Consider the following 25,743-nt stretch of genomic DNA (forward strand, 5'->3'; position numbering starts at 1 on the left):
GCGTTTCTTTTTAATTGTCGCGGTTTTCCTTGATGCGTTGTCGCATTTGCTGTTTGTTGTTTTCGCGGAATTTCTCGAAAGCGGCATATTCCTTTTCGGTGAAGATTTCCTTCAAGGCATCGGCCCTGTCCTGGTCGAGTTGTTTCAAAGCTTTGAATTTTTCGGTCTTGTCGCTTTCGGATGCGCGCAATTGCGAGGCTTTGCTCGTAAAATCGAGGTTGATGGCCTGAACTTTCTCTTTTGTCTGGTCGCTAAAACCGATTTCGGTCTGCATTTTGGCGGTAAGCGCCGTGGCTTTTTCTTCGGCCGATTTCCCTTGCGCAAACCCAACGGACGCACAGATGAAAAGCAGCACGGTCAATACATTTCTCATAATAAAGTCTTTACGTTTTGAACTTGGAATGCTTCTCGTCCAAAAGGTTTAACCGCATCACATCTCACATTTTACATCTCACATTTCACCAATCACCAATCACAACCCAAAAAAAATAAAATAAAAATGAACGTTCATTCATTTATTTTCTATCTTTGCCAAAAAACAAGCATGCGTGTAAGAGATGAAAACAAGGAAAAGCTCGTCATCGACAAAGCCATCGACCTTTTCGTGTCCGAAGGCTTCGAAGGTTTCAGTATGAACAAGCTCGCGAAAGCCTGTGGAATTTCGGTGGCCACGCTTTACATCTACTACAAGGACAAGGAAGATTTGATCTCGAAAATCGCGAACGACGTAGGCGAAATGTTCTTCACCATGTCGCTCAAGGATTTTTCGCCCGACATGTCATTCCCCGAAGGATTGCGCAAACAATGGGAAAACCGTGTCGCGTTCGCGTTCGAATATCCGCGCGAGGTCGCTTTTTTCGAAATATTGAGAAGTTCTCCTTACGGCGAGCACGTGATGCGCGGCAGGCTTGGCATATTCAAGGAACAGATGACCCAATTTTTCCAGAATGCCGTAGAAAAAGGCGAACTCATTCCGCTTAATCCGGCTATTTTCTGGTGCATCGCATACGGCCCGCTTTATTCGATGCTGCGCTTTCACCAGGAAGGAAAAGCCATGGCCGGACAACCGTTCTCGATTACCCAACCCATGATTGACCAGGCGCTCGAACTCACCATTAAAGCTTTAACCCCGTAATTATGGAAACACTAGACCATATACACGTTTTCAAGACCAATCTGGGTTTGGTCTGTCCGAATTGCGAAGTGCACAAATTGCTCGACGCTTTGGATGAAATTTCCGATTGGAACGTCGACTGCGAAGACGTCGATTGCGTATTGCGCGTCGTTTCGGAAAAACTCAGGCCGACCACAATCATCAACATCATCAAATCGTTCGGCTACGAATGCGCCGAACTTCAGTAAATCATGAAAAACACTACAGAAACACCAAAATTCACGGGCTACCAGAAATTCGTGGTCGCCATACTCGCGCTTTTGCAATTTACGATCATCCTCGACTTTATGGTCATTTCACCTTTGGGCGACATCTTGATGAAAACGCTCGACATGAGCACGTCCAACTTCGGGCTTGTCGTATCGGGATATGCGTTCAGTGCGGGCGCTTCGGGCTTGCTTGCCGCGGGTTTCGCCGATAAGTACGACCGCAAGAAACTGCTCGTTTTCTTTTACATCGGATTTATCGTCGGCACGCTGTTCTGTGCGCTTTCGCAGAATTTCTGGATGCTGCTCGTCGCGAGGATCGTCACCGGATTTTTCGGAGGCGTTATCGGATCGATCTCGCTGGCCATCGTCACCGACCTTTTCGCACTCAACCAACGCGGACGCGTGATGGGCTTTATCCAGATGTCGTTTGCCGTGAGCCAGATCATCGGGATTCCGATCGGGATTTATTTCGCGAACCTTTGGGGATGGCATTCGGCTTTCATCATGGTCGTGATCATCGCTTCGTTGATATTGTTCGCGATCATTTCGAAGTTGCGGCCAGTGGACGCCCATCTCGCATTGCAATCGGACAAAAGTGCGCTGCTGCATTTGTGGCATACCGTAAAGAACCGCAATTATCGCATTAGTTTCAGCACCGTCGCGTTGCTTTCCGTAGGCGGATTCATGCTGCAGCCTTTCGGGAGCGCGTACCTGATCAACAACCTCGGCATTACGCAAGAACAATTGCCGATCGTATTTTTGAGCACCGGATTGGCCGTTTTGATCATTATGCCTATCGTGGGGAAACTAAGTGATAAGATCAACAAAATGACGCTTTTCGGTATCGGATCTGTCATTTCGATTACGATGATCATGATATATACCAACCTTGGTATTACACCTTTGTGGCAAGTCATCGCTTACAACATGATACTGTTTGCGGGTGTGATGAGCCGCATCGTACCTTCGCAGGCAATCAACACGGCAATTCCCGATATGGCCGACCGCGGCGCGTATATGGCCATCACCTCATCGATGCAACAGATCGCTGGCGGAATCGCAGCCGTGGCCGCCGGACAGATCGTCTATCAGCACACCAAAACGAGTCCGCTTGAGAATTACAATATTTTGGGTTACGTGATCGCATGCATTTCGTTGCTTTCGATTTTCCTGATGGCGCGTGTGAACCGTATCGCCGAACACAAAAAAGCCCAAACCCAGATGCCGATAGAACCGATCACGGATTTGGCTTAAAAAATTAAAGAAGTTAGGAGAGTCAACGTTAACTCTCTTAACTTCCTTAATGGTTTAAAAACTTTTGGTTTCGCAGCGACAGGGAAGCGCTTTATTCAATGTCGTTTCCTTCCGAAATATTCTTCAAGTGTTCCAAAGCGCGCGGCCAGGTCTTCTCGAAAAAATCCGAATATTCACCGTCTATATCCATAGAAACCGAAACTTTCGTCCCGCCGTTTTCCTCGGTCAGCGTATAGTCTTCGGTAGCGCCGGCCCAAGCTTTGACCTTATCACTTTCGGTATCTTCCTTTCCGTTGATGATTTCGCCAAGGTGGCGGAACGACATGAATTCGGGTTCGCGCTTCTCGGCGATTTCAGAAATCATACCGTCTCCGTTCACGTCGAGGAACAACGTGCGGCTGCCTTGTCGCCAATCGGTTTCTACGCGTGATCCCGGAGCGAATGCCGACGTCCATTTTTTGTACGTTTCGTCTCCCCAAAGCGTATCCCACACTTTTTCGCGTGGCGCGTCGATCATAGTCGTAAATGTCTTTCTTTCCATTTTTTGTCGTGTTGTTTATTTGTGGGACGAAACTCTCCAGATCGTACCCGTTTTGTCATCGGTCACCAAAAGCGAACCGTCTTGAAGGAACGCCAATCCTACCGGACGCCCGCGCACTTTATCTTTTTGGGGATCGACGATGAATCCGGTAAGGAAATCCTGCATCTTGCCCGAAGGCTTCCCGTTACTGAAAGGTACGAAAACTACCTTATAACCCGACAAAGGATCGCGGTTCCACGAGCCGTGCTGTGCGATGAAAGCACCGTTTTGATACTTGGCGGGAAAGTTTTTGCCTTTTGAGAATGCCAATCCCAACGAAGCCGTGTGCGAACCCAAATCGACTTCGGGAACGATCGTTTTCTTGACAAGTTCGGGTTTCGTGTCCTTTATGCGAGGATCGATGTTCTGTCCCCAATACGAATACGGCCATCCGTAAAAGCCGTTTTCCTTAACCGAGGTCAGGTAATCGGGCACAAGGTCGTTGCCGAGTTCGTCGCGCTCGTTGACCGTCGTCCATAGCGTTTGGGTTCCGGGCGCCCAATCCATTCCGACGGGATTTCTCAAACCGGACGCGAAAACCCTGAGTCCGGAGCCGTCGGGATTCATTTCGAGTATATCGGCACGCAGAATTTCTTCATTGAGTCCTTCCTCGGCGATGTTGCTGGCCGAACCTACGGCTATGAAGATTTTGCTGTTGTCTGCATTGGCGATGATGTTCCGCGTCCAATGGCGGTTCACTTTTCCCTCGGGCAAATCGACGAGTTTGTGTCCTTTTTCGGTAATCTTCGTCTGACCCGATTTATACGGAAAACGCAGCACGGCATTCGTATTGGCCACGTAAAACCAATCGCCAATCAAGAGCATCCCTAAAGGTTGGTTGAGTCCGTTTTCTTTGTCGAGAAAGGTTTCGCGGATTTCGGGTTTTCCGTCCTTGTCGGCATCGCGCAACAAAATGATGCGGTCGGCACTGTTCGAAACGTTGTTCGATTTGCCGGCTCCTATGATTTTCGCTCCTAGCTGCTTCGGGAAACTGTAGTTCGAATTGCTTTCGGCCACGACCACATCGCCATTCGGAAGCACGTACATCCAACGGCAATTCTCGAAACCGCCCGCATATTTGGAAACGGTGAATCCGGCAGGCGCTTTTGGCGTTTCGTTTTCTTTCCAGCCGATGACATTCGAATAATTCGTTACGGATTCGCTCGCGAAAGGTTTGGGCAATTTGTTGTCGTTGATGGAAGTCGTGGACTTGGCTTTGGTTTTTTCCTCTTTTTTTTGTGCGCAGGCGAACATCGGAAATGTAGCGCACAACAGAATAAGTAGATTTTTGGTTGTCATAAGTCGTGTTTTCCTAAAATTACGACTCGGGCGTGCCTCGAAAATTATACTTTACCGCGACTTTGTTACACGAAAAAAGGCCCTCTTTCGAAGGCCTGCTGTCAAAAATCAAGAAGAACTATTGTTTTACTATTTTTCGGATGAATTTGCCTTCGGTTGCCGTGATTTCGACGAAATAAACGCCAGATGCCTGATCACTCAGATCGAGTTTATCGCCAACCGCCATGCCCAAAGTGTTGTAAATCGTCACTTTTTGGATATCCAACGCAACACTCAATTGTAGTTTTCCGCTCGTCGGATTCGGATACAACCGCACCTCGGAACGCTCATTGTGGTTCACGCCAAGCAAAGTCACCGACGTACAGGCCGACATGCCTTCGCATCCGTTGGTTATCATGATGCACGCGTAATTCCCGTCGGAAACCGGGGTGAAACTTTGGGAAGTCGCTCCGTCTACAGGCGTATTGGCATTGTCGCAATCTACCCATTGATAGGTCGTTCCCGCCAAATCGCGAACCGCCGTCAACGTATTGGATTCGAACGTGACTTCGGTCGTCAACGCGTTTTGCGAATCGGTAATCGTTACCGGAAGCGTAAAAGTCGCCGTCTGGATCGGGCTGCAAACCGAATTGCTCGCGGTAAGCGTGACCGAATAATCGCCCGGGCAATCGTAATCGAATGCGGGATTCAGGTCGGTCGACGTGTTTCCGCCTCCGAAATCCCACAAAACCGAATCGCAATTGGCGCTCAGGTTGCTGAACGTAACCGTTGCCGATTGGGTTTCCGGATTATAATCGGCCGTCGGAAGATACGCGAACATGGCCGTTGGCGTAAGACACATCGGTTCATCGAGATAGGAAACCGATGTCGGGATGAACAGGTTGAACACTTCGAAACCGTCGGCCTGCAACACCGGAATGCCGTAGTCTTTCGCAAACCATTGGTAGGAAACCGTCGTCGTCGGAATCGGGATCGCAATGCCCATGAACGTCATGGTTTCGGTTTTTTCGAGTTTGGATTTGAGTTTGAGCACTTCGGGAAAAGTTCCCATTGGCGTGGTCAGCGAACCCCAACCTTGAACGGTATTCGTGCGTGTGGTCTCGAGCTCGTACTGGAAATCCATACCGACGCTGGCCAGATCGAACGACATATGTCCTGTATTGACCGTGTTGTCGTTGTAGTTCATCGGAAACACGTAAATCTCGTCAGGGTCGTCATAATCGACCGTCACCGGAAGTGGAATACCTTGAACCGTAGCCGTAAAACCTCTCATGCGATTCGCGAAACCCGAGCTGTTTGCGCGTGCGTGTTCTACGATATTGCTCACGCCGTAATCTTCAAGCTCAAAACCTTCCGACAGCAACGAAGCGTGCGTGAAATTGTTGTTGAACTGCGAATTGCACGTAAACAGGTAGAAGTGCGACAGGCACCAACTGAGTTTGTAACCGGCATTGTTCGGGTTCTGCCATGCGAATTCGGTTTGTGAATCGGCGGTCAGGGAGCCATAGTTCCAATTATGGTTCGCTCCCGTCGCGCCAAAATTCACCCCGATAAAGTTCGAGGCCTTAGTAACCGTGTATTGATCTCCGGCTTCATTGAAATCCGAAGCCTCGTAAGTGATTTGCGCCGACAGCGCGCCACTCGCCAAAATGGCGATCCAGAAAGTAGTTTTGTTCATAAGCGTTTTGTTTTGGTGTTTCGATTTAGTCCGTAAAATTGCCTGCCCAAAAAGGGTTACCGTCATTAGATCGTTGAGAGGGACTGTTTTGAGTTTTTTACCGAAAACGGCTTACGGGTAGTGGCATTCCGTATATTGAATGTAGTGAAAACAGCTTCGGATGCCACATTTATTCGACGAAAACCATTGATTTCCAGTTGAAACCGATTTTTTAACAACTGTTTCCGCAGAAAAATGCAGCTAAATCGAGACGATAAAGCATTCCGTATACTCATAAATTTACTTGACCAAAAGCCGATAGCCTATACGATGTGGGTAAAATGACAGAGAAACTATGCATCTTCCTCATGTTCAGCCGGATTTGCAATCGTCTATATTTTTTTGCGCAATACGCTTGCAAATCCCGATTCTCCTGTTAACTTTGCACTCTCTCTGGTCGATTAGCTCAGCTGGTTCAGAGCACCACGTCGACAACGTGGGGGTCACTGGTTCGAACCCAGTATCGACCACTTTTGAAAAAATCCCTTGATTGTACGATTAAGGGATTTTTTGTTTTAAACGACAAAAAAAGCCGCCAAACAGGCGGCCTTCCTATAAGAGATTGCGTCTTCAATTTAAGTCTAGATGGGTAATGTCGTAATTGTCGAGCGAAATCAATCTGTAATCGAAAGTTTTATTTTGCTTTAGGTTCGCGATAACACTTTCAATCTTCGAATCCTGAAGTCGGCCAAGTTTATACGAATAAATGAATACGATCGTTTTCTTGTCGGCATCCAGTTTTAATTCGGTATGGATTTTTTCGTTTACCGTGGCGATTTTCTCTACATCGACATCGTCGTTTCCGATTTTATTGAATAAGGTGACGATTTGTCCCTGGCAGCTTGGAATGTGCATTTGCGCCGAACTGATAAAATTCGCACCGTTCTCGAAAATTCCGTAATACGTGCTGAGTTTATTCCTTTGGATTTCGAACGCAAGCTCATTGTATTTGACCTCACCCAAAAAAACCACCTTGGACGAATCTATCCCGGAATTCGAAAAATTCTTCTCGAAATATTCCTGCTTGTCCTTAAAAATGAGTGTCTTATTAGAACCGTTGATGATATTCATCGTTGGTTGGCAAGCCTCCAACAGGAAAATCAAACTTAAAGCGAGAAGCGTCTTCTTCATTATAAAAGTGGGCAATTAACTATGATTTCCTTAGTGGTGTAAGATACCGAATAATTGCCTGTCGGGACAGTAATGCCGGTAGCAATTATTGATTAAATTCGTGACTCCAAAAGCTACTCGATGCCAAATAACTTTCGGCATCAGCTTACAATTCTCTTTTTTTTAAATCCGATCCTTACTCATTGTTGGGAGCATTAATAAATATGTCATGAAAGCCGTATTGGTCTTTTTTATTTCTGCTTACACGGAATAAGCAATGCCCAAGCAGACAGCCTTAAAACGAAAACTACAGGCGATGTGAAGATACAGACGCCCGTTTCTAAAGAATTCCTGATCAAGTCGATCGAGGATACATCGACCAAAATAAACGCCGCACCCGATAATGGTGAACTCTACCGCACCCGAGGAATGTTATATCTGGCCCTGGAAGACCTTCCCAAAGCACTATCGGATATCAACACGGCCATCGTACTGAAATGTCCGGATCTTGCCGCCGCCTATTTTTACAGAGGTGTGATCCATCTTCATATGAAACAACTCGATTGTGAAGATTTCGTGAAGGCCAAAATGTTAGGATATAAGACCGACTGGCAAGGCGTAAAGAATTTTTGTACCGAACTGTAATTAACCGAACGATTTATAAAACAGATATACTGATTTCTACATAAGATCTTTTGGACCATCATAAAGGATTACGGAATTAATCACCCTGACAATCAATAAAAAAGCCTCCATAATCGGGAGGCTTTTATAATTATGGCTTATCGGATTTACATATTGCGTCTATACTGCCCGCCAACCTCAAATAAAGCCGACGTAATCTGACCCAACGAGCAAACCTTCGCCGTTTCCATGAGCTGCTCGAAAATGTTCTGGTTCTGGATGGCCGCTTCCTGCACCGCATCGAGCAATTGCTCTTCCTTGCCCGCATTCGCCTTGTGCAGATTGTCGAGCATCTTGATCTGGTATTGTTTTTCCTCTTCGGTTGCACGGATGACTTCGGCCGGAACGACGGTCGGCGAACCTTTCGAGCTCAGGAACGTATTCACGCCGATGATCGGGAATTCGCCAGTATGCTTCAACGTCTCGTAATACAACGATTCCTCCTGGATTTTCGAACGTTGGTACATGGTTTCCATCGCGCCTAAAACGCCTCCTCTTTCGGTGATGCGGTCAAATTCGGCAAGTACGGCTTCTTCCACCAAATCGGTCAATTCCTCGATGATGAACGAACCTTGGATCGGATTTTCGTTTTTGGCAAGGCCAAGCTCTTTATTGATGATAAGCTGGATCGCCATCGCACGTCTAACCGATTCTTCGGTCGGAGTCGTGATCGCCTCGTCGTAGGCGTTCGTGTGCAGCGAGTTACAGTTGTCGTAAATCGCGTACAAAGCCTGCAAAGTCGTGCGAATGTCGTTGAAGTCGATTTCCTGAGCATGCAACGATCTTCCCGAGGTTTGGATGTGGTATTTCAACATCTGTGCACGCTCGTTCGCGCTGTATTTGTTCTTGAGCGCCTTTGCCCAGATTCTCCTTGCTACGCGTCCGATAACGGCATATTCCGGATCGATCCCGTTCGAGAAAAAGAACGAAAGATTCGGGCCGAAATCGTTGATGTTCATGCCACGGCTCAGGTAATATTCCACGTAAGTGAAACCGTTCGCTAGCGTAAATGCAAGCTGCGTGATCGGATTCGCTCCGGCTTCGGCAATATGATAGCCCGAAATCGAGACCGAATAAAAGTTGCGCACGTTTTTCGTGATGAAATATTCTTGGACGTCGCCCATCATTCGAAGCGCGAATTCCGTAGAGAAAATACACGTGTTCTGCGCCTGGTCTTCTTTCAAAATATCGGCTTGGACCGTACCGCGCACTTGCGTCAAAGTAACTTTTTTGATTTCGTCGTACACGTCTTTCGGAAGCACCTCATCGCCCGTAACACCTAGCAACATCAAGCCGAGTCCGTCGTTTCCTTCGGGAAGATCACCTTGGTATTTCGGACGTTCCGTGCCACGAAGTTTGTAGATTTCGTTGATTTTATTTTCGACGGAATCCTGAAGATTGTGCTCACGGATATATTTCTCGCAATTCTGGTCGATCGCCGCGTTCATGAAAAACGCAAGCAACATCGGCGCCGGACCGTTGATCGTCATCGAAACCGACGTCAGCGGATGGCTCAAATCGAAGCCCGAATACAACTTTTTCGCGTCGTCCAAACAACAAATGGAAACACCGGCATTCCCGATTTTACCGTAAATATCAGGTCGCACGTGCGGATCGTTTCCGTAAAGTGTCACCGAATCGAAAGCCGTTGAAAGTCGTTTCGCCGGCATGCCTTTAGAAACGTAGTGGAAACGCTTGTTCGTTCTCTCCGGTCCGCCTTCTCCGGCAAACATTCGCGACGGATCTTCGCCTTCTCTTTTAAACGGATAAAGTCCCGAGGTGAACGGAAACTCGCCCGGCACATTTTCCTGCAAACACCAACGCAAAATATCGCCCCAAGCCTCATATTTTGGCAAAGCGACTTTTGGAATCTGCGTGTGCGACAGCGATTCGGTATGCGTCTGGATTTTTATCTCTTTATCGCGGACCTTGAACGAATAGACCGGATTTTTGTATTTCGTGACTTTTTCCTGCCAATTGAGGATGATTTCCCAATTGTAGGCGTCGAGGTTCATTTTGACGCGGTCGAATTCCGAGATTAGCAATCTCAGAAATTCTTTATTGTCATTATTATTTTTTATTGCATCAGAGTCAAGACCGAATTTGGTCAAAGCGACTTCATGTCCGGAAACCGACGTAATCGTTTTGTAAATTCCGAACAGCGTCTGAGCGACTTTTTGCTGGGCGTTTGCCGATGCGTCGTACTTGCGGTTGTTCTCGGCAATTTCACTCAGATAACGCGTCCTTCCGGGTGGAATCACGAAAATTTTCTCGCTCATTTCCTTAGAAATCCTGAACGAGGATTCGAGCCCTGAATTCGTCTTTTCGTGCACTTTGTCCATGATCGCCTTGTAAAGCGTATTCATTCCGGGATCGTTGAATTGGCTTGCAATCGTTCCGAAAACCGGCAAAGTATCCAAATCGGCGTCCCATAAATTGTGGTTGCGCTGGAATTGTTTTTTGACGTCCCGAAGTGCGTCGAGTGCACCTCTTTTATCGAATTTATTGATGGCGACCAAATCGGCGAAATCGAGCATGTCGATCTTTTCCAACTGCGTCGCGGCACCGAATTCCGGCGTCATCACATACAGCGAAACATCGGAATGGTCCATGATTTCGGTATCCGATTGACCGATTCCGGAAGTTTCGAGAATGATCAGGTCATAGTTCGCGGCTTTCAATACGTCGATCGCATCGGCCACATATTTCGACAAAGCCAGATTCGATTGACGCGTCGCCAACGAACGCATATAAACTCTCGGATTGTTGATCGCGTTCATGCGGATCCTGTCGCCCAAAAGCGCTCCGCCCGTTTTTCTTTTCGACGGATCGACCGAAATCAATCCAATCGTCTTTTCCGGGAAATCGATCAGAAAACGACGAACCAACTCATCTACCAAAGACGATTTTCCGGCACCGCCCGTTCCCGTGATCCCGAGAACCGGAACAGTAGACGTTTCGTTTTTCTTGCGGATTTCGGACATCGCATTGGCGGCGACATCAGGGAAATTCTCTGCAGAGGAGATCACGCGTGCGATCGAAGGCGCATTTTTTTCTTCTAAATGATTGATCTCTCCGTTGAGCGAATCGCCCACAGGGAAATCGGCGCGTTTGACCAAATCGTTGATCATACCCTGCAAGCCCATCGCGCGTCCGTCATCGGGAGAATAGATGCGCTCGATGCCGTATTCGTGCAGTTCTGAAATTTCGGATGGCAAAATTACGCCTCCGCCTCCGCCGAAAATCTTGATATGGCCCGCTCCTTTTTCGTTGAGCAAGTCGAACATGTACTTAAAGTATTCGTTATGGCCGCCTTGGTAAGACGTCATCGCGATTGCGTTCGCATCTTCCTGGATCGCCGTGTTGACGACTTCTTCTACGCTTCGGTCGTGGCCCAAATGGATCACTTCGACACCCGTAGACTGGATGATTCGCCTCATGATGTTGATGGCGGCGTCGTGCCCGTCGAAAAGTGACGCGGCAGTAACGATTCTTACTTTATTTACAGGAATGTATGGTTTTGCTTGCTCCATTTTAAATATGATGGGAAAATAGTGGGCGCAATTTACGAAAATGCCAATTATCTTTTCTGGAACGCAAGTGGTTTTTTGGGTTTTAACGTGGCATGCCGGAAGTGGGTTGTTTTTTGCTTGACTTCGTCAAGCGGCAATGATTCGCCTGCCGGCGCGGCCTTCTTTTGTCTGGCAACAAAAGAAGCAAAAATGCCGAAGCGCGACCGCTCGGCGACCTGTCACTGTCGCGTTTCCCGAAATGAAATAAACTCGCCTGCGGCTCAAACAGTATTTCATTTCTTGGAAACCGCAACAGGACAGGTGCCCGCCTGTGCGCTCATGGCGCCGGAATTTGGAAGTGTTTATTTTATTTTCGGCTTGCTGCGCCGCCGAAAATCCTGCGAACGACGTTTGGCACATGTCGTTGACGGATAGTGTGTGGATCGCAGTACGGGAGCAACCTTTTAGTGACTGTGTTATTTGGTAGTGTCGAGCTTGGATTCGAGGAAGTTTTTTTCGAGTTCCAACAGTTCCTGCCTGAGCTGCAGCCGGATCAGGTCGGTTTGGGTGTCGTTGGCGGGGCGTTTGGGGGCGAAGCGTGGCCGCGGCGATGTTTTGGCTTTGCCTTCCTGCCGGTCTCGCTCGGCAAGGAATTCGGATAGCCTGGCCCTGCGCGACTCTTTGTCGATCCGCTGTTCCGTTGCCGTGATTTCCCTGGCGGCTTTCAGACGTTGGTATTCGTTTTCCCTGAGTTGGCGTCTGACCGATTCTTGGTAAAGCTCCCGGTCCTGCAAAGGTGACCGCCTGTCGGCCGACGCGGCCTGCACGTGCGCGAGCATATCGGCCAGCAGCCGTTGGGCCTGAAGCGGCAGCCCGCGCCGACCGAGTTCATGCAAGGATAAAAGCGGACGGCCCACCTGCAGCAGTTCGGCCAGTTCGTTTTGGGTCAGGCCGAGCAGCGACCGTAAGGGATTTTTGTGTCGCATGTGGTAGCAAATTTCATCCAAGATAAAAAAATGCTACGGATTTGTAGCATTTTTTTGGTTTTCAATTTTTTGCTACAAATTTCGGATTCACCCGAAGCGGGCGTATTTTTTCGTCGATTGGCTACCCGAATTCCGTAAACGACAGCCGCGCCGGTTTTTTACTCCCGTCTTGATTCGCCAAATTCTTTATATTTACCCGACAAACACGCTACACCATGGAAACACCTTCGAAATCCAACATCGGCCGTAAGATATCACGCATCCGCGAACTGCGCGGCATGAAACAGGAAGCATTGGCCCAGGCCCTGGGCGTGAGCCAGCAGACCGTCTCGACCATGGAGAACAGCGAAGACATAGACGAAGTGCGCCTGAAGGACGTCGCGGAGGCGCTGGGCGTTAGTTTGGAGGCGCTTAAAAATTTCAGCGAGGAGGCCGTGTTCACATTCTTCAATACATTCAACGACAACAGCTCAAACAATGGCGTCGCAGGCCATGCCAACCATTGTTCTTTCAATCCGTTAGATAAGTTGATGGAGGTAGTCGAGGAAAACAAAAAACTTTACGAGCGGTTGTTGGAGGCTGAGAAGGAGAAGGTGGGATATTTGGAGAGGTTGTTGGGTAAGTAGGTTTTTGTTGTTGGGGAATGTTTCGGTATTAGTCCTTTGAGTTGATAGAGGATTTTTTTCGGATATAAACACGTTACCTGTGATTCAAAAAAAAGAAATAATGAGATTTTCACAACGAATTGGAAAAACCAAAGTAAAAGATGTTCTACAAATCGAGTCAATTGATTTAGATTTGAAAAATCGATTATGGAATATAATACTCGAAAACTTTTTTGAGAATTTATCAGATTATTCATCACGATATGAAGAATCACATAGAGGAGAATATTGCAAGATTATATGGAAAGAATTTTTTCATAATACAATTGACACAATTTCCCAATACGATGACGGAAGAGTATTTTGGTCAGGTTTTTTGAGATTCTTTAGAGAATGGTATTTTAGAGCAGAATGGTATGAAATTTTTGACTTCATTGAATACGTTGCCTTTTTAGACCAAAATTATATTCATAACAATTTTACAGCACTTTGCAATACTGCTCTAGAAATCGAAGTTTCGGGATATCGGATCATTAATTCAAAGATTACGGAGATTACTTCTGCAACAGAGATTGGAGAGATTGAAAATGCGATTAATGATGTATCCGCAAATTCAGTAAAATTACATTTGACTACAGCATTGAATCTTTTGGCAGATAGAAAAAAACCTGACTATCGGAATTCAATCAAAGAATCGATTTCAGCTGTCGAATCTTATTGCAAAATAATTACTCAGGACGCTAACGCAACTTTAGGAAAAGCCTTAATCGAAATCGAGAAAAAAATAGAGCTCCATGGGGCATTAAAAACAGCATTCTCCGCACTGTATGGATATACAAGTGACGCAAGTGGAATTAGGCATGCTTTATTGGAAGATCACAAACAAATAACATTTGAAGATGCAAAATTTATATTAGTCTGTTGTTCAGCGTTTATTAATTATTTAACCTCAAAAAATAGATGAACCACAGGTAACCGCTGCCAACCGTAATGGCGGGATTTCGTTCACCGGAAATGTCTTTCTCGAATGCGCAAAACAATGAATTTTCAAACTTTCCAAGTTAGAAAAATTCAAAAGTTTTGCTACTTTTAAAGTCGGCGGAGAATACCTTCTCCGAAAGTCCGCCACTCGTTTGGCGGCCAACGTTAGCATCCATTTAACGAGTACTAGACTTTCCCACAATTCTACTTGGTACTTCGTGAGTTTTACTTTTTGCCGAATTTTGCGCAATTTTTTTAATTTGGGTCATTGCAATTTTACTTTCTGAATCAAAGATATTTTCAATCGAAAAATCAAAAACAGAAATTACAGTTGTAATTACTTTGAAAGCTTGTACTTGAGAATTATATTTTCGAAATTGAGCTCTAGCTCTTGATATTGCAAAGGGCAAATAATCAATCTCATCTACATTATAATTTTCGAGCGCTTCATGCAAAGTAAAATAACCTTCTTTTACAGATTCTTCAATCGCTAAAAATTTTTCTTCTTTTTCATTAACTTCAGAAAAAAGTTCTTCACCCACAGAAAAGTGGTCACCTTTAAATTTAAACTTATCTGTATACATATTCTTTGAATTTCTCTAAGTGCAATTTATTTTTTAAGTCTAGTACTCCATTCCAGTCACTTCCCAACAAGATAGGCTTCATGAAATCAAGAGCAGCCCATAAGTTTATTGGAAACGATTCTCCATTTGGATACTTTTTATAATAACCATTGTAGATTTTCTCTACCACAAGAAAATCTTTCGATTTCAATCTTTTTTGAGCATTTCTCAGTATTATGTTTACTTCATCTTTACTTACCGCTCGGAAACCATATTTAGCCCATACATAACCGCCTCCACTAAGACCCGCATGTACTTTAACTTTTCTAGCGCCGCAATTTATATATTGTTCTAAACTTTCACGAAACACAGGCTTAACATAACCTTTTCCCTGATGAGAAAGTGGAAGAATGCAATATGTATGTTCTATTTCAATAGATCTTTTCATTTTAAAAAATTGTCGAACAAATACTAAAGCGGATTCAATATCTAATGGGTTATTATTATAATCGATAACTAAAGTTTTATCAACCGAATTAAATTTAATATTCCTTATAATTTCTTCTTTAGTTGTTTTTGTGAAATTGCGTTCAACAGCTTGGAGAATTTTCAATATATTTAGGTTCGGAAATGTCCTATTTAAAAACGTTTCCAAAGGTTGAATATTATCGGAAAGGATGGTATAACCCATTTTTCTAATTTTATTCGTGTCAGCAATAGTGAATCTATGTATTCTTCTCAATTTAAAATAAACCCGTTTGCCCAAAGTTAGTGAATTAAAGAATATAAACGTCTGCTAACCGCCATGGCAGCATAAGGACTAACCGGACGATCTTTTTTCATTTGCCACAAAACTTAGATTTTTCCTGCTTCGCCAAGCTAGGAAAAATCATAAGTTTTGCTACCTTTTGTAGCGGCGGAGAGATCCGTCTCCGCAAGGCTGCCACGATCGGTTAGCGACCTAACGTTATAAGCCATTTTAAAAAACATTATCGGTAAATGAATAATAGAATATTTCCAACTTGGGAACAAATCAAAGAATTCAAGCAACCGCTAACCGATGGAGAATTATATCTCCTCAACTATTTAAATCAAAATTTAGAGAGAGACCAAGATTTTCAATCCGGCAATGATTTAGCAAATTATAATGGTTGGTTGATTTTCGTGCAACCTTTTCTAAATGGAAGCAGACCAGACATCATAATATTCAATCCGAAAGTTGGAGTCCAAATTATTGAAGTGAAAGATTGGAATCTTAATTATTATTCCTTTGAGAGAGATGAGAAATCGAACAAATGGAATTTTACAGTCAGCGATAGTAAAGGCACATATCCTATAAAATCTCCTATAAAACAAGTTGAATACTATAAAGAAAAATTACTAGGCCAATTAATCCCTCAATTAGGAGAAGAAATCGATAAAGACAAGAATCGTTACGGTCTTGTCAAGACTTCAGTATATTTTCATAATTCAACTACTGAAAAAGCCCAAGAATTATTTAAACAGGAATATATAAACTATACAAGTTTTCCAGTTTTTGGTCGAAACTCGCTTTTGGCTTCAAATATTAAACAAATTGTTCCTGATAGTTATTTGAGACAAAGTTACTATTGGGTAAAAGATTGTAATAAAGAAATATTGTTTTGGCTAAATCCGCCATTTCATTCTATAGAACAAGGAATAAAATTAAATCTTAATACTTATCAAAAAAAATTTGCCGAACCCGAACCTGGACATCATCGCGTTAGAGGCGTTGCTGGTAGTGGGAAAACTCAAGTACTAGCGCACAGGGCGGGCAACCTTGCTTCGCAAGGTTACCGTGTTTTGATTCTTTCTTTTAATATTACCTTATGGCATTATATAAGAGATATGGTTCAAAGGAGTCCCTATGCATTCAGTTGGAAACAGTTTACATTTGGGCATTTCCATGGGTTCTGTAAAGATGTTCTAAATGAATTTGGAGAAAAGTGGCCAAACGAAACAGCAGGCACAGAAATAATTTTTAGGGACATAGTTCCAAATAAAGTTATAGAAGTAATCGGGAAAGGAGACTTTGTGAAGTATGATGCGATTCTAATCGATGAAGGTCAAGATTATTATGTAGAGTGGTACAATATGCTGTGCAAATTTTTAACTGAAAGAGATGAAGTTGTAGTTGTTTGCGATAAAAAACAAAACATCTACAGTCGGGAAATGGATTGGTTAGATAAACGGCGTGCAGGAGTTGAAAAATTTGGTGAATGGACAGAATTAAAAACCATTGTTCGACTACCAGAAAGAATAGCCGCCATGACTAGAGAATTCAGTGAAAAATACAATTTAAATCAAGATGTCAGAGTTGAGAACATAGAAAGACCTGATCTTTTTAATCAATATCAGGAGCATTCAATTTGGTGGAATATTGACGAGATGCAGTGGCTTGCAAAAATTGATGAGGCATTTGAAATTATTAAGCAAAATGCCACGTCAAAACATGGTTCAGACACTGTAATTTTATTGCCTGATAAAAACTATGGGTATGAATGTGTAAAGCACTTTGAAGTAATAAAAAACATGAAAGTAAATCATGTATTTGAAAATCAATCGGAAAAAAAGTATCACAAACATAAAAAAGCTTTCTGGATGGGAGACAGTCGATTAAAAATTTCCACTATTCATAGTTTTAAAGGTTGGGAGGTATTGAATGTTATTTTATTCATTCCTGAAAAATATTTCGGAGGTGATGAAGCTGTTGATAAAATTGTTTACACGGCAATGACTCGTACTAGACAAAATCTTATCGTAATAAATTCTAATAAGAAATATAATGAATTTGGAAGTGGGTTATCAAAAGTATGGCAGTAAAAACGGCTTATAACCGCCGCTAATCACCTTGCCCACTTTCAGTAATAGTAATCCGATCTCACCCGAACGGCCTTAAAGTCACCGTCCCGAACTTCCAATCGGTGTAGTAACCGATCACAAGAACCAACAGCAGGTACACTTCCAGACAGCAAAAAACAAAGAACAATGCAATCCTATACGTGATGCCGAGTCGGGAATAATCACTGCCGAAAGCATTGAAATACCCGTATATCATGTACAAAAAGATCAAGGCGGGCGTCACAATACTGATCATGCTGTTGAAAAAGTCGCTTTTAACGATCAACGTAAGATAGAAAACAGTGTTGCCGAATACCGACAGCAGCAGCATCCCGAGCAATATCATCCCGGCAATTATGAAATGTTCGCTTAGGTTGAGTTTCTTGCGTCGGAACAAGATAAAACTGTTCAACGCGCTCAGCGGAACGAAAAGGAAAATGATGAGTTTGCTCTTTTGGGCAATTACCTCGTTTATCTTCGCGCTGGCCGAATCGTCGTTGTACACGTCGGGCTTCCCGCCAAGGCTGACGTACAGTCCTTCGAAATAATGGCGAAGGAAGACGATCAAACCGAAAGTCACCAGAACCAGCAAAAACACGTTGTAATACCGCTTCCTCTTTCCCGAAATGTAATCGAGAGCCGCTTGTCCCGGACGCGTCAAAGCCTGTTTCGCGGTAAACAACATGCCTCTTTCGAAATGGAACGTGCCGTGCAGCACGTCGTGAAAAATGAAATTCTTGAACGAAATGCGGTGCGTATCAGCCTTTTGCCCGCAACCCGAGCAATATTCATCTGTCAATTCCTTTTCGCAGTTCAGGCAATTTTTCGATGTCATTTCTTTTACGTTATAAGGTTTGGAATTCGTGCCCGATTGCGGCCTAAACGAATGTAAACAAAAGTTCGTTCATTCTTATTTCTCGGGATATTTCGCCAACAACATGAAAAAGTCGGACCAGTTGACGTGTCCGTTGTTTTTACCCATACGCACGATCACGATGTTTTTGGACGGATCCACATAAATATATTGCCCCAATATTCCTTCTGCCATGAAATCGCCCGTTGTGGACGGCAACCACCATTGGTATTTGTAATAATCTACGCCACCTTCTGTCGTATCGATTTTCGTGGATTCCCGTACCCATTTTTCGGATACGAGCTGTTTTCCGTTCCAATTTCCCTTATTGAGGTAAAGCCGTCCGATTTTGGCAAAATCCCTAGCTCGTGCGTTGATGCAACAAAACGTTTTTTCTGTCCCTTCGTTCTTTTTGTCGATGCTCCACGAACCGTCGTATTCCATTTGGAGCGGCGTCCATAGTTTTTCCTGAAAATATTGCGTGACGGTTTTGTTTTTCAAGGCACGCTCGAGCACCAAGCCCAAAAGTTGTGTGTTCCCGCTGACGTATTCGAATTTTTTACCCGGTTCGCCTTTGAGTTCCAATTTAAACATTTCACGCTTCAAATTCCTGCCGTAATAAAAGGATGCGGCTTCCCCGAACGGATTGATGTAACTTTCACTGAAGTCGAGCGCGGAAGTCATTTGCAGCAAATGCTTTATCGAAACTTTTTCGAAGCCGTTCCTGGCGAGTTCCGGGATGTAATTCGTCACCGGTTCATCGACAGATTTTATAAGGCCGTCGTCTATCGCACATCCGATCAAAATCGACGTGATCGATTTGGCCATCGAAAACGAAGGGATAACGCTTTCCTGATCGTATCCGTTGAAATACTTTTCATATTGTATCGTATCGTTTTTTATGATCAGGAAGGCCACCGTGTTGTTATCCTCGAGAAGTTGTTCTAAAGAGACACGCTCTTTGTCCGTTTTTAACGACTGTGGATATTTTCCTTTGTCGGTGCGATGGAATTTGAATTTGGTATCGTTGCTCACCACGGCACGCGACGGGAACTTTTTATAATCTTTGATGTCGGCGAAATTATAATAGACGAAACGCCCGACTTTACACGATGATAAAACCATCGCCATGACAATTGCCAGCGCGACGTTGTTCCATTTTTTATTCCTCATTATCTTTTATAGTATTTGTTCCGACATAAATTCAAATCGATTATTTGCGACCAAATAGCTTCCGTACGATCGTACTTTCTCTGTGCCGTGAAGATAAGAAGTTCTGGAAACGGATTGCACATTTAAACCTTCGCATTGCTTCCAAGTCTATTTTTAATATTTTCCTAACACCCAAAACGGCACCATAATTGGTAACTTCCGCAAAAATCTACAAAACATGAAAAAACTACTCGCCCTGCTACTGCTATTGCCACAGTTTTCGAACGCCCAACTCGGCGGACTGATCAACCAGGCCAAAGACGTCGTTGGCGGCAAATCGGGATCGGGTTCTTCGATCGGCAACCTCGACATCGCCTCCGCACTGAAAGAAGCACTCGACAAAGGCATCGACAAACAGGTTACGAAATTGACCGCTTTGGACGGGTTTTACAAGAATCCGTCGGTAAAAATCCTGTTCCCAGAAGAACTCAAGAAAGTAGACAAGGCGCTGCGCTCGATCGGATTGGGAAGTCTGGCAGACGAAGGCATCAAATCGCTCAATCGCGCCGCCGAAGACGCCGTAAAAGAATCGACACCGATTTTTGTCGATGCCGTGAAGCAAATGACGTTCACCGACGCCAAAAACATCCTCATGGGAAGCGACAATGCGGCGACGTCTTATCTGCAAAAAACCACGAACAAACCGTTGTACGACAAGTTCAATCCGGTCGTGAAGAATTCGATCGGGAAAGTCGGAGCCGATCAGGTTTGGGCGACGATCATCAAGAAATACAATTCGCTTCCGCTGGTTTCCAAAGTCAACCCGGACATCAACGATTATGTGACCAACAAAGCTTTGGAAGGCGTCTACAAAATGATCGCCGTAGAGGAAAAAGACATCCGGAACAACCTCAATGCGCGTACTTCCAATTTATTGAAAGACGTCTTCGCGCTTCAGGATAAGAAGAAAAAATAATTTTTGAAACATTCAGGGAATTAAGGAAGTTAAGACACGTACATCTTAACTTTCTTAACTCTCTTATTTGTTTAATTTTAAAAGCCCAAGTGTAAATACACCTTACGGGTCTTTTCTAATTTCACCACAGCTAAACTTCCTTAACTCCCTTAATGGTTAATTTTTAAAAGCTAAAGTGTAAAACCAAACTTCACGGTTTTTCTAATTTTACCAAAAACCCAAATCATGAGAAAAATCATTGCCGCATTTTCCATTTTGCTTCTTAGCGGTTGCGCCGAATTACAGCAAGTCGCGAGCCAATTGCCGCAATCTACGAACGGTGTATTGACCAACGCCGATATTTCGGCCGGACTCAAGGAAGCGCTCAACAACGGAATCTCCAAAGAAGTCTCGAAACTCACCGCTACCGACGGTTTCTATAAAAACCAAGCCGTAAAAATCCTGTTGCCTGCAGAATTGCAGAAAGTCGAAAAAGCCATGCGTAACATCGGTCTCGGAAGTTTGGTGGACGACGGCATCAAAAGCTTGAATCGCGCAGCCGAAAACGCCGTCAAGGAATCGACCCCGATTTTCGTCGATGCCGTAAAACAAATGACGTTCACCGACGCGAAAAACATCCTTTTGGGTGCAGACAATTCGGCCACGGCCTATCTGCAATCGAAAACCACGCAACCGTTGTACGCGAAGTTCAATCCGGTCGTGAAATCGTCTTTAGGGAAAGTGGGCGCCGACCAGATTTGGGCGAACATCATCAACAAATACAACGCGATTCCACTCGTGCAGAAGGTCAATCCCGACCTTAACGATTACGTGACCGACAAGGCGCTCGAAGGCGTTTACAAGATGATCGCGGTCGAAGAAAAAGACATCCGAAACAATCTCGCGGCGCGTACATCTAATTTGTTGCAGCGCGTTTTTGCGTTGCAGGATCAGAAATAAAAATCCGATTCGTTTCTTGTTTGTCATCCGTGCCGAAAACAAACGCTAACATTTTAAAAATCAGACAAAAGAAATAACATTGCCTTAACATCACCCGCCAAAATAATGTCGGATATTTGCGATGAGATTAATGGTTTTCTCACATTTGGTTAGGGTTAGTTATAATGAAATGTGCCGGTTTGCGAGATGCTGATCGGCATTTTTTTATGGCTACATTTGCTGCCCGAAATGCCTTTTAACTATCTATGAAATACTTCTTTTTCGTCCTTACTTTACTTTTTTTGTCTATTTCGCACGCCCAAGTGTTGCGCCAACGCACGCTCAAGCTCATGGGCAGCCGTTTTGACATTACGATCGTACACGAAAACGAAACCAAAGCCGAAGCCTATATCGACACGGCTGTTGCCGAAATCTCGCGCATCGAAAACGTGATTTCGGAATGGATGCCGAACACCGAAGTCTCCGAAGTCAACCGGAACGCCGGAATCAAACCCGTAAAAGTAAGTGCCGAACTGTTGAACTTGACCGAACGCGCGCTGTATTTCTCGAAAATTTCTGACGGCGCATTTGATATCAGTTTTGCCGCAGCCGACAAGATCTGGAAGTTCGACGGCAGTATGACCGAATTGCCATCGGCGGAAACAGTGGCCGAATCGGTCAAAAAAATCGGGTATAAAAACATTGTGATCGACAAGAAAAATTCGACAATTTTCCTGAAACTCATAGGAATGAAAATCGGTTTCGGGTCGATAGGGAAAGGTTACGCCGCCGATAAGACCAAAGAATTCCTTATGAAAAAAGGCGTTCCCGCGGGAATCATCAATGCTTCGGGCGACATGAACACCTGGGGCACACAACCCGATGGCGAACAATGGACAGTCGGTATCACGAATCCGATGGACAAGAATCAGGTTTTCGCCGTCGTGCCTTTGAAACAAACCGCGGTCGTGACATCGGGCAATTACGAAAAATACGCGATGATAAACGGCAAGCGTTATGCGCACATCATCAATCCTAAAACGGGTTATCCGGCGACAGGTTTGTCTAGCGTGACGGTTTTTGGGCCGAACGCCGAGATGTGCAACGGATTTTCGACCGCGATTATGGTTCTCGGCAAAGACGTCGGGCTCCACCTCATCGAGCAATTCCCGAACCTGCAATGCATCGTCGTGACAGACGAAGGCGACATCTCTTCCTCAAAAAACATCGAACTCAAACTTTACAAGCCCTGATTGGCCCTAAAGCCTTTCCTGTAACTGCTTGAAGTACGCGAAAGCTTTCACCAAACGGCTTCCGTACCACGAAAACATTTCCCCGTCGACGAAAATCGTTTTGGCGTGATGCGTGAATCGTCCCAATTCGAACGCGTCCTCATCTTTGAACGGATACGGTTCGGACGACAACAACACAATTTCGGGATCGCCCTGAATGCGCATTTTCTGGATGATGATTTCGGGATAACGCTCTCGTTCGGCATAAATGTTCACGAAATTGTTGAGCTGCAGCATTTCGTTGATGAACGTACCGCCACCGGCGACCATATGCGGGTTTTTCCAAATGAAATACGCGACGCGGAACGACGGCCGGTCTTTCATGAACGCTTTGAAATCGTACAAACCGAAATTGGTCTTGTCGATCCATTTTTGGGCTTCGGTACGGCAATTGAAAAGGTGTCCGAAATCCTGGATCATCTTAAGGTTGTCGTCTATCGTAACGATATCGGTCACCCAGACTGCTGCGATTTCCCAGAGTGATTCGACGATTTCTTGGGTATTCTCCTCTTTATTGGCGATGATGATGTCGGGTTTGAGTTCGGCGATCTTATCGACATTCACCTTTTTCGTGCCGCCTACGATTTTTTTCGTAGCTTTAAAATGCAACGGATGGACGCAAAACTTGGTGATGCCCACGATTTTTTCCTCAAGGCCCAAATCGTAAAGCAATTCGGTCTGCGAAGGAACAAGCGAAACGATGCGTTTCGGCGATTGCGGAAAGCTATGCCGGTTTCCCAATTGGTCGCGTAATTGAATCTCCATAAAGAATAATATTGTCCTGAAATTCTATAACGCGAAGGTAGTCAAATCGGCTACTTTTAATCGACTCATTTTAGCGGATTCATGAAAAAATTGCTACTGCTGTTCTTGGTTTTGCTCGCCTTCAAGGCCGAAAGCCAGGAACTCAAACCGGGTTTTGACCAATTCGAATACCTTCAACTTCTGAGGGCTTACGCACGATGGGGCGACAGCACCGTTTACGACAAGATTCCCGAAAGCCGCATCTACAAAAAAATAGGACGTAAATACCGGTCTGAGGAAATCGGATTCCAGAACAGTTGGGAAATGTACGAGACGCCTACGCAAACGGTCATCTCGATTCGCGGTTCGACAAAGGAGGCGATCAGTTGGATGGCGAATTTCTACGCGGCCATGATTCCCGCGGTAGGATCCATGAAACTCAACGACTCGCTTACCGTCGACTATCATTTCGCCGATCATCCCGAAGCCGCGGTACACGTAGGATGGGCGGTCGCGGCCTGTTACCTGATTCCCGACATTTTAGAAAAAGTCAAGGATCGCTATTCGAAAAAGCGCAACAATTTCATCATTTTCGGACACAGCCAGGGCGCGGGAATCGCCTATTTCGTGACCGCACAATTGCGTTATTACCAACGCACGGGCGTGTTGCCCAAAGACATCAAGTTCAAGACGTATTGCAGCGCGGCTCCGAAACCCGGAAATTTATATTTCGCTTACGATTATGAAGAGTCGACTCAATTCGGATGGTCGACATCGGTAGTCAATGCCGCAGATTGGGTACCCGAAGTGCCGTTTACCGTACAGACTTTGAAGGATTTCAACAAGACGAATCCGTTCAAGCTTGCGCCAAAAATGATCGAGGAAGCGCCTTTTCCGAACAATATCGTGATGAGTTACCTGCACAAACAGCTTACGAAACACAATCGCAAGGCACTCAAAAAATACAAGCTTTTCTTGGGAACGATTGCGTCGAAAATGGTCGCGTCGAAACTCCCGAAAGGGTTCGAAGCTCCAAAAAAATTCTACGAATCGACAAATTACGTGCGCTGCGGAAATTTCATCATTCTCAAGCCCGACGACGAATACTACAAGAAATTTCCCGACAACGATTCTACTTTATTCGTACACCACGGAATTTTGCCCTATACATATCTAACCGAAAGACTCAAATTGAATTAACCGAGAAATTCGGCCATTTCATGCTGCATCCTGAGCGCTTCTTCCCTGCCCTTTTCGGCGAAATCCTCTCCCGACGAAGCGTAAATGATCGCTCTAGCGGAATTCACGAGCAAGCCAACGTTTTCGGTCATGCCGTATTTGCAGACTTCGGCGAGGCTTCCGCCTTGTGCGCCCACTCCGGGAACAAGAAGAAAACTGTCCGGGATGATTTGACGGATTTCGGCCAAATATTCGGCTTTTGTCGCACCGACGACATACATGAGATTTTGCGAATTTTTCCAGGTTTTTGAAGTTTCCAAAACTTGTTTGTACAACTCTTTCCCGTCAACGGTTTTGGTCTGGAAATCGAATGCTCCGGGATTCGAAGTCAACGCGAGCAAGATCGTGTGCTTGTTTTCGAAAGCCAGGAACGGCTCGACGGAATCCTTTCCCATATAAGGCGCGACCGTAATCGAGTCGAATTCGAGATCGTCGAAGAACGCTTTGGCATACATCGTAGACGTGTTGCCGATGTCACCGCGTTTGGCGTCTGCGATCGTGAATTGCTCGGGAAAATTCGCGTTGAGGTATTCGATCGTCTTGCGCAAAGACTGCATTCCTTTGATACCGTAAGCTTCGTAGAACGCGATGTTGGGTTTGTAAGCGACCGCCAAGTCCTGGGTTGCGTCTATAATGGCTTTGTTGAACTCGAAAATCGGGTCTTCGGCATTCAATAAGTGCTTCGGAAGTTTGTCGAGATCGGGATCGAGGCCGACGCACAGGAATGATTTCTTTTTGTTGATTTCGGAGAGTAGTTGTCGTGTTGTCAAAGTTGTGAGTTTGTGCAAAGATAGTTTACAAATATCATTGCGCAAGGATTAATAATTTGGGATAATGAAGGCCGCGCTTTCGCGCCCACCCTAAGCAAAAATACCTTTTACAAAAATCCTCTCCTTACAGTTTTCCTATACTTTTTGTTAATCCTAACGTCGTAATCGATTTACGTCCGCGTGAGGGATACGTGGCTTTGTCTGAGCTCTTTTTGCTAAATAAAAAGCTGTTCTTACACTTGAAGGCGTGGCAAAAAAGCGAG

25 protein-coding genes and 1 tRNA gene are annotated in these 25,743 nt (G+C 44.9%); 13 read left to right on the top strand and 13 right to left on the bottom strand.

Annotation, left to right across the window (positions count from 1 at the left end; genetic code table 11):
• Positions 1–10: 10 nt before the first annotated feature.
• On the bottom strand, positions 11–373 hold the full coding sequence (locus HZF10_RS16230; protein ID WP_176007282.1) for a hypothetical protein: 363 nt from the start codon (positions 371–373) through the stop codon (positions 11–13).
• A 171-nt stretch (positions 374–544) separates the two neighbouring features.
• Between HZF10_RS16230 and HZF10_RS16235 the strand changes: the two genes are divergently transcribed.
• From HZF10_RS16235 to HZF10_RS16245, 3 genes are read left to right on the top strand one after another with little or no spacing between them, the layout of a single operon-like run.
• Complete coding sequence (locus HZF10_RS16235; RefSeq protein WP_176007283.1) at positions 545–1,135, top strand: TetR/AcrR family transcriptional regulator; 591 nt, start codon at positions 545–547, stop codon at positions 1,133–1,135.
• 2 nt (positions 1,136–1,137) lie between these two features.
• Positions 1,138–1,362 (top strand): hypothetical protein, encoded by a 225-nt coding sequence (locus HZF10_RS16240; RefSeq protein ID WP_176007284.1) that lies wholly within the window; start codon positions 1,138–1,140, stop codon positions 1,360–1,362.
• A gap of 3 nt (positions 1,363–1,365) precedes the next feature.
• Positions 1,366–2,637 carry an MFS transporter gene (locus HZF10_RS16245; RefSeq protein WP_176007285.1) on the top strand — a complete coding sequence of 424 codons (1,272 nt, stop codon included), beginning with the start codon at positions 1,366–1,368 and terminating at the stop codon, positions 2,635–2,637.
• A 91-nt stretch (positions 2,638–2,728) separates the two neighbouring features.
• Here HZF10_RS16245 and HZF10_RS16250 read toward each other — a convergent pair whose 3' ends face one another.
• The 3 genes from HZF10_RS16250 to HZF10_RS16260 form a co-directional block, all read right to left on the bottom strand.
• Positions 2,729–3,178, bottom strand: a complete 450-nt coding sequence (locus HZF10_RS16250) for an SRPBCC family protein (protein ID WP_176007286.1) — start codon at positions 3,176–3,178, stop codon at positions 2,729–2,731.
• 15 nt (positions 3,179–3,193) lie between these two features.
• Positions 3,194–4,516, bottom strand: coding sequence for a PQQ-dependent sugar dehydrogenase (locus HZF10_RS16255; RefSeq protein WP_217703399.1), 1,323 nt, complete (start codon positions 4,514–4,516; stop codon positions 3,194–3,196).
• A gap of 118 nt (positions 4,517–4,634) precedes the next feature.
• Positions 4,635–6,194, bottom strand: a complete 1,560-nt coding sequence (locus HZF10_RS16260; RefSeq protein WP_176007287.1) for a T9SS type A sorting domain-containing protein — start codon at positions 6,192–6,194, stop codon at positions 4,635–4,637.
• A gap of 434 nt (positions 6,195–6,628) precedes the next feature.
• Here HZF10_RS16260 and HZF10_RS16265 point away from each other — a divergent pair.
• A tRNA-Val gene (locus HZF10_RS16265) sits at positions 6,629–6,703 on the top strand.
• A gap of 100 nt (positions 6,704–6,803) precedes the next feature.
• Here HZF10_RS16265 and HZF10_RS16270 read toward each other — a convergent pair.
• On the bottom strand, positions 6,804–7,364 hold the full coding sequence (locus HZF10_RS16270; protein WP_176007288.1) for a hypothetical protein: 561 nt from the start codon (positions 7,362–7,364) through the stop codon (positions 6,804–6,806).
• Positions 7,365–7,661: 297 nt separating this feature from the next.
• Between HZF10_RS16270 and HZF10_RS16275 the strand changes: the two genes are divergently transcribed.
• A complete protein-coding gene (locus HZF10_RS16275; protein ID WP_176007289.1) occupies positions 7,662–7,988 on the top strand; it encodes a tetratricopeptide repeat protein in 327 nt (108 codons plus the stop codon).
• A gap of 146 nt (positions 7,989–8,134) precedes the next feature.
• On the opposite strand, the gene HZF10_RS16280 is transcribed toward HZF10_RS16275, so the two are convergent.
• On the bottom strand, positions 8,135–11,560 hold the full coding sequence (locus HZF10_RS16280; RefSeq protein ID WP_176007290.1) for a methylmalonyl-CoA mutase family protein: 3,426 nt from the start codon (positions 11,558–11,560) through the stop codon (positions 8,135–8,137).
• A 21-nt stretch (positions 11,561–11,581) separates the two neighbouring features.
• On the opposite strand from HZF10_RS16280, the gene HZF10_RS16285 reads away from it, so the two are divergent.
• The gene (locus HZF10_RS16285; RefSeq protein ID WP_176007291.1) at positions 11,582–11,974 is read left to right on the top strand and encodes a hypothetical protein; all 393 of its coding nucleotides are present in this window, start codon (positions 11,582–11,584) and stop codon (positions 11,972–11,974) included.
• Positions 11,975–12,015: 41 nt separating this feature from the next.
• On the opposite strand, the gene HZF10_RS16290 is transcribed toward HZF10_RS16285, so the two are convergent.
• Positions 12,016–12,525, bottom strand: a complete 510-nt coding sequence (locus HZF10_RS16290) for a hypothetical protein (RefSeq protein ID WP_176007292.1) — start codon at positions 12,523–12,525, stop codon at positions 12,016–12,018.
• Between the two features lie 215 nt (positions 12,526–12,740).
• Between HZF10_RS16290 and HZF10_RS16295 the strand changes: the two genes are divergently transcribed.
• Both HZF10_RS16295 and HZF10_RS16300 read left to right on the top strand, forming a co-directional pair.
• The gene (locus tag HZF10_RS16295; protein WP_176007293.1) at positions 12,741–13,151 is read left to right on the top strand and encodes a helix-turn-helix domain-containing protein; all 411 of its coding nucleotides are present in this window, start codon (positions 12,741–12,743) and stop codon (positions 13,149–13,151) included.
• Positions 13,152–13,251: 100 nt separating this feature from the next.
• Positions 13,252–14,094 carry an AbiJ-NTD4 domain-containing protein gene (locus HZF10_RS16300; protein WP_176007294.1) on the top strand — a complete coding sequence of 281 codons (843 nt, stop codon included), beginning with the start codon at positions 13,252–13,254 and terminating at the stop codon, positions 14,092–14,094.
• Positions 14,095–14,287: 193 nt separating this feature from the next.
• Here the strand turns inward: HZF10_RS16300 and HZF10_RS16305 are convergent, their stop codons facing one another.
• Both HZF10_RS16305 and HZF10_RS16310 read right to left on the bottom strand, forming a co-directional pair.
• Positions 14,288–14,695, bottom strand: a complete 408-nt coding sequence (locus HZF10_RS16305; protein ID WP_176007295.1) for a hypothetical protein — start codon at positions 14,693–14,695, stop codon at positions 14,288–14,290.
• The gene (locus HZF10_RS16310) at positions 14,682–15,365 is read right to left on the bottom strand and encodes a hypothetical protein (protein WP_176007296.1); all 684 of its coding nucleotides are present in this window, start codon (positions 15,363–15,365) and stop codon (positions 14,682–14,684) included. The genes HZF10_RS16305 and HZF10_RS16310 overlap by 14 nt, the downstream gene beginning before the upstream one ends.
• A 308-nt stretch (positions 15,366–15,673) precedes the next feature.
• Here HZF10_RS16310 and HZF10_RS16315 point away from each other — a divergent pair, with 308 nt between their 5' ends.
• On the top strand, positions 15,674–17,518 hold the full coding sequence (locus HZF10_RS16315; RefSeq protein WP_176007297.1) for a UvrD-helicase domain-containing protein: 1,845 nt from the start codon (positions 15,674–15,676) through the stop codon (positions 17,516–17,518).
• 58 nt (positions 17,519–17,576) lie between these two features.
• Here the strand turns inward: HZF10_RS16315 and HZF10_RS16320 are convergent, their stop codons facing one another.
• Together HZF10_RS16320 and HZF10_RS16325 are read right to left on the bottom strand one after the other, a co-directional pair.
• Complete coding sequence (locus HZF10_RS16320; protein ID WP_176007298.1) at positions 17,577–18,371, bottom strand: DUF3667 domain-containing protein; 795 nt, start codon at positions 18,369–18,371, stop codon at positions 17,577–17,579.
• Between the two features lie 75 nt (positions 18,372–18,446).
• Entirely contained in the window at positions 18,447–19,562 is a 1,116-nt protein-coding gene (locus HZF10_RS16325) for a serine hydrolase domain-containing protein (RefSeq protein ID WP_176007299.1), read from the bottom strand.
• Between the two features lie 217 nt (positions 19,563–19,779).
• Between HZF10_RS16325 and HZF10_RS16330 the strand changes: the two genes are divergently transcribed.
• From HZF10_RS16330 to HZF10_RS16340, 3 genes are all read left to right on the top strand, one after another.
• Positions 19,780–20,517 carry a DUF4197 domain-containing protein gene (locus tag HZF10_RS16330; RefSeq protein WP_176007300.1) on the top strand — a complete coding sequence of 246 codons (738 nt, stop codon included), beginning with the start codon at positions 19,780–19,782 and terminating at the stop codon, positions 20,515–20,517.
• 225 nt (positions 20,518–20,742) lie between these two features.
• The gene (locus tag HZF10_RS16335; RefSeq protein WP_176007301.1) at positions 20,743–21,456 is read left to right on the top strand and encodes a DUF4197 domain-containing protein; all 714 of its coding nucleotides are present in this window, start codon (positions 20,743–20,745) and stop codon (positions 21,454–21,456) included.
• 245 nt (positions 21,457–21,701) lie between these two features.
• Positions 21,702–22,688: an FAD:protein FMN transferase gene (locus tag HZF10_RS16340; protein ID WP_176007302.1), complete on the top strand. Its 987-nt coding sequence runs from the start codon at positions 21,702–21,704 to the stop codon at positions 22,686–22,688.
• 6 nt (positions 22,689–22,694) lie between these two features.
• Here HZF10_RS16340 and HZF10_RS16345 read toward each other — a convergent pair whose 3' ends face one another.
• Positions 22,695–23,492: a helical backbone metal receptor gene (locus HZF10_RS16345; protein WP_176007303.1), complete on the bottom strand. Its 798-nt coding sequence runs from the start codon at positions 23,490–23,492 to the stop codon at positions 22,695–22,697.
• An 81-nt stretch (positions 23,493–23,573) separates the two neighbouring features.
• On the opposite strand from HZF10_RS16345, the gene HZF10_RS16350 reads away from it, so the two are divergent.
• The gene (locus tag HZF10_RS16350; protein WP_176007304.1) at positions 23,574–24,671 is read left to right on the top strand and encodes a lipase family protein; all 1,098 of its coding nucleotides are present in this window, start codon (positions 23,574–23,576) and stop codon (positions 24,669–24,671) included.
• Here the strand turns inward: HZF10_RS16350 and pyrF are convergent.
• Positions 24,668–25,480, bottom strand: a complete 813-nt coding sequence (gene pyrF / locus HZF10_RS16355; RefSeq protein WP_176007305.1) for an orotidine-5'-phosphate decarboxylase — start codon at positions 25,478–25,480, stop codon at positions 24,668–24,670. The two genes, HZF10_RS16350 and pyrF, sit on opposite strands and share 4 nt — an antisense overlap.
• Positions 25,481–25,743 lie beyond the last annotated feature (263 nt).

This window comes from Flavobacterium agri, from assembly GCF_013401995.1.
In the GTDB taxonomy this organism is placed as follows: domain Bacteria; phylum Bacteroidota; class Bacteroidia; order Flavobacteriales; family Flavobacteriaceae; genus Flavobacterium; species Flavobacterium agri.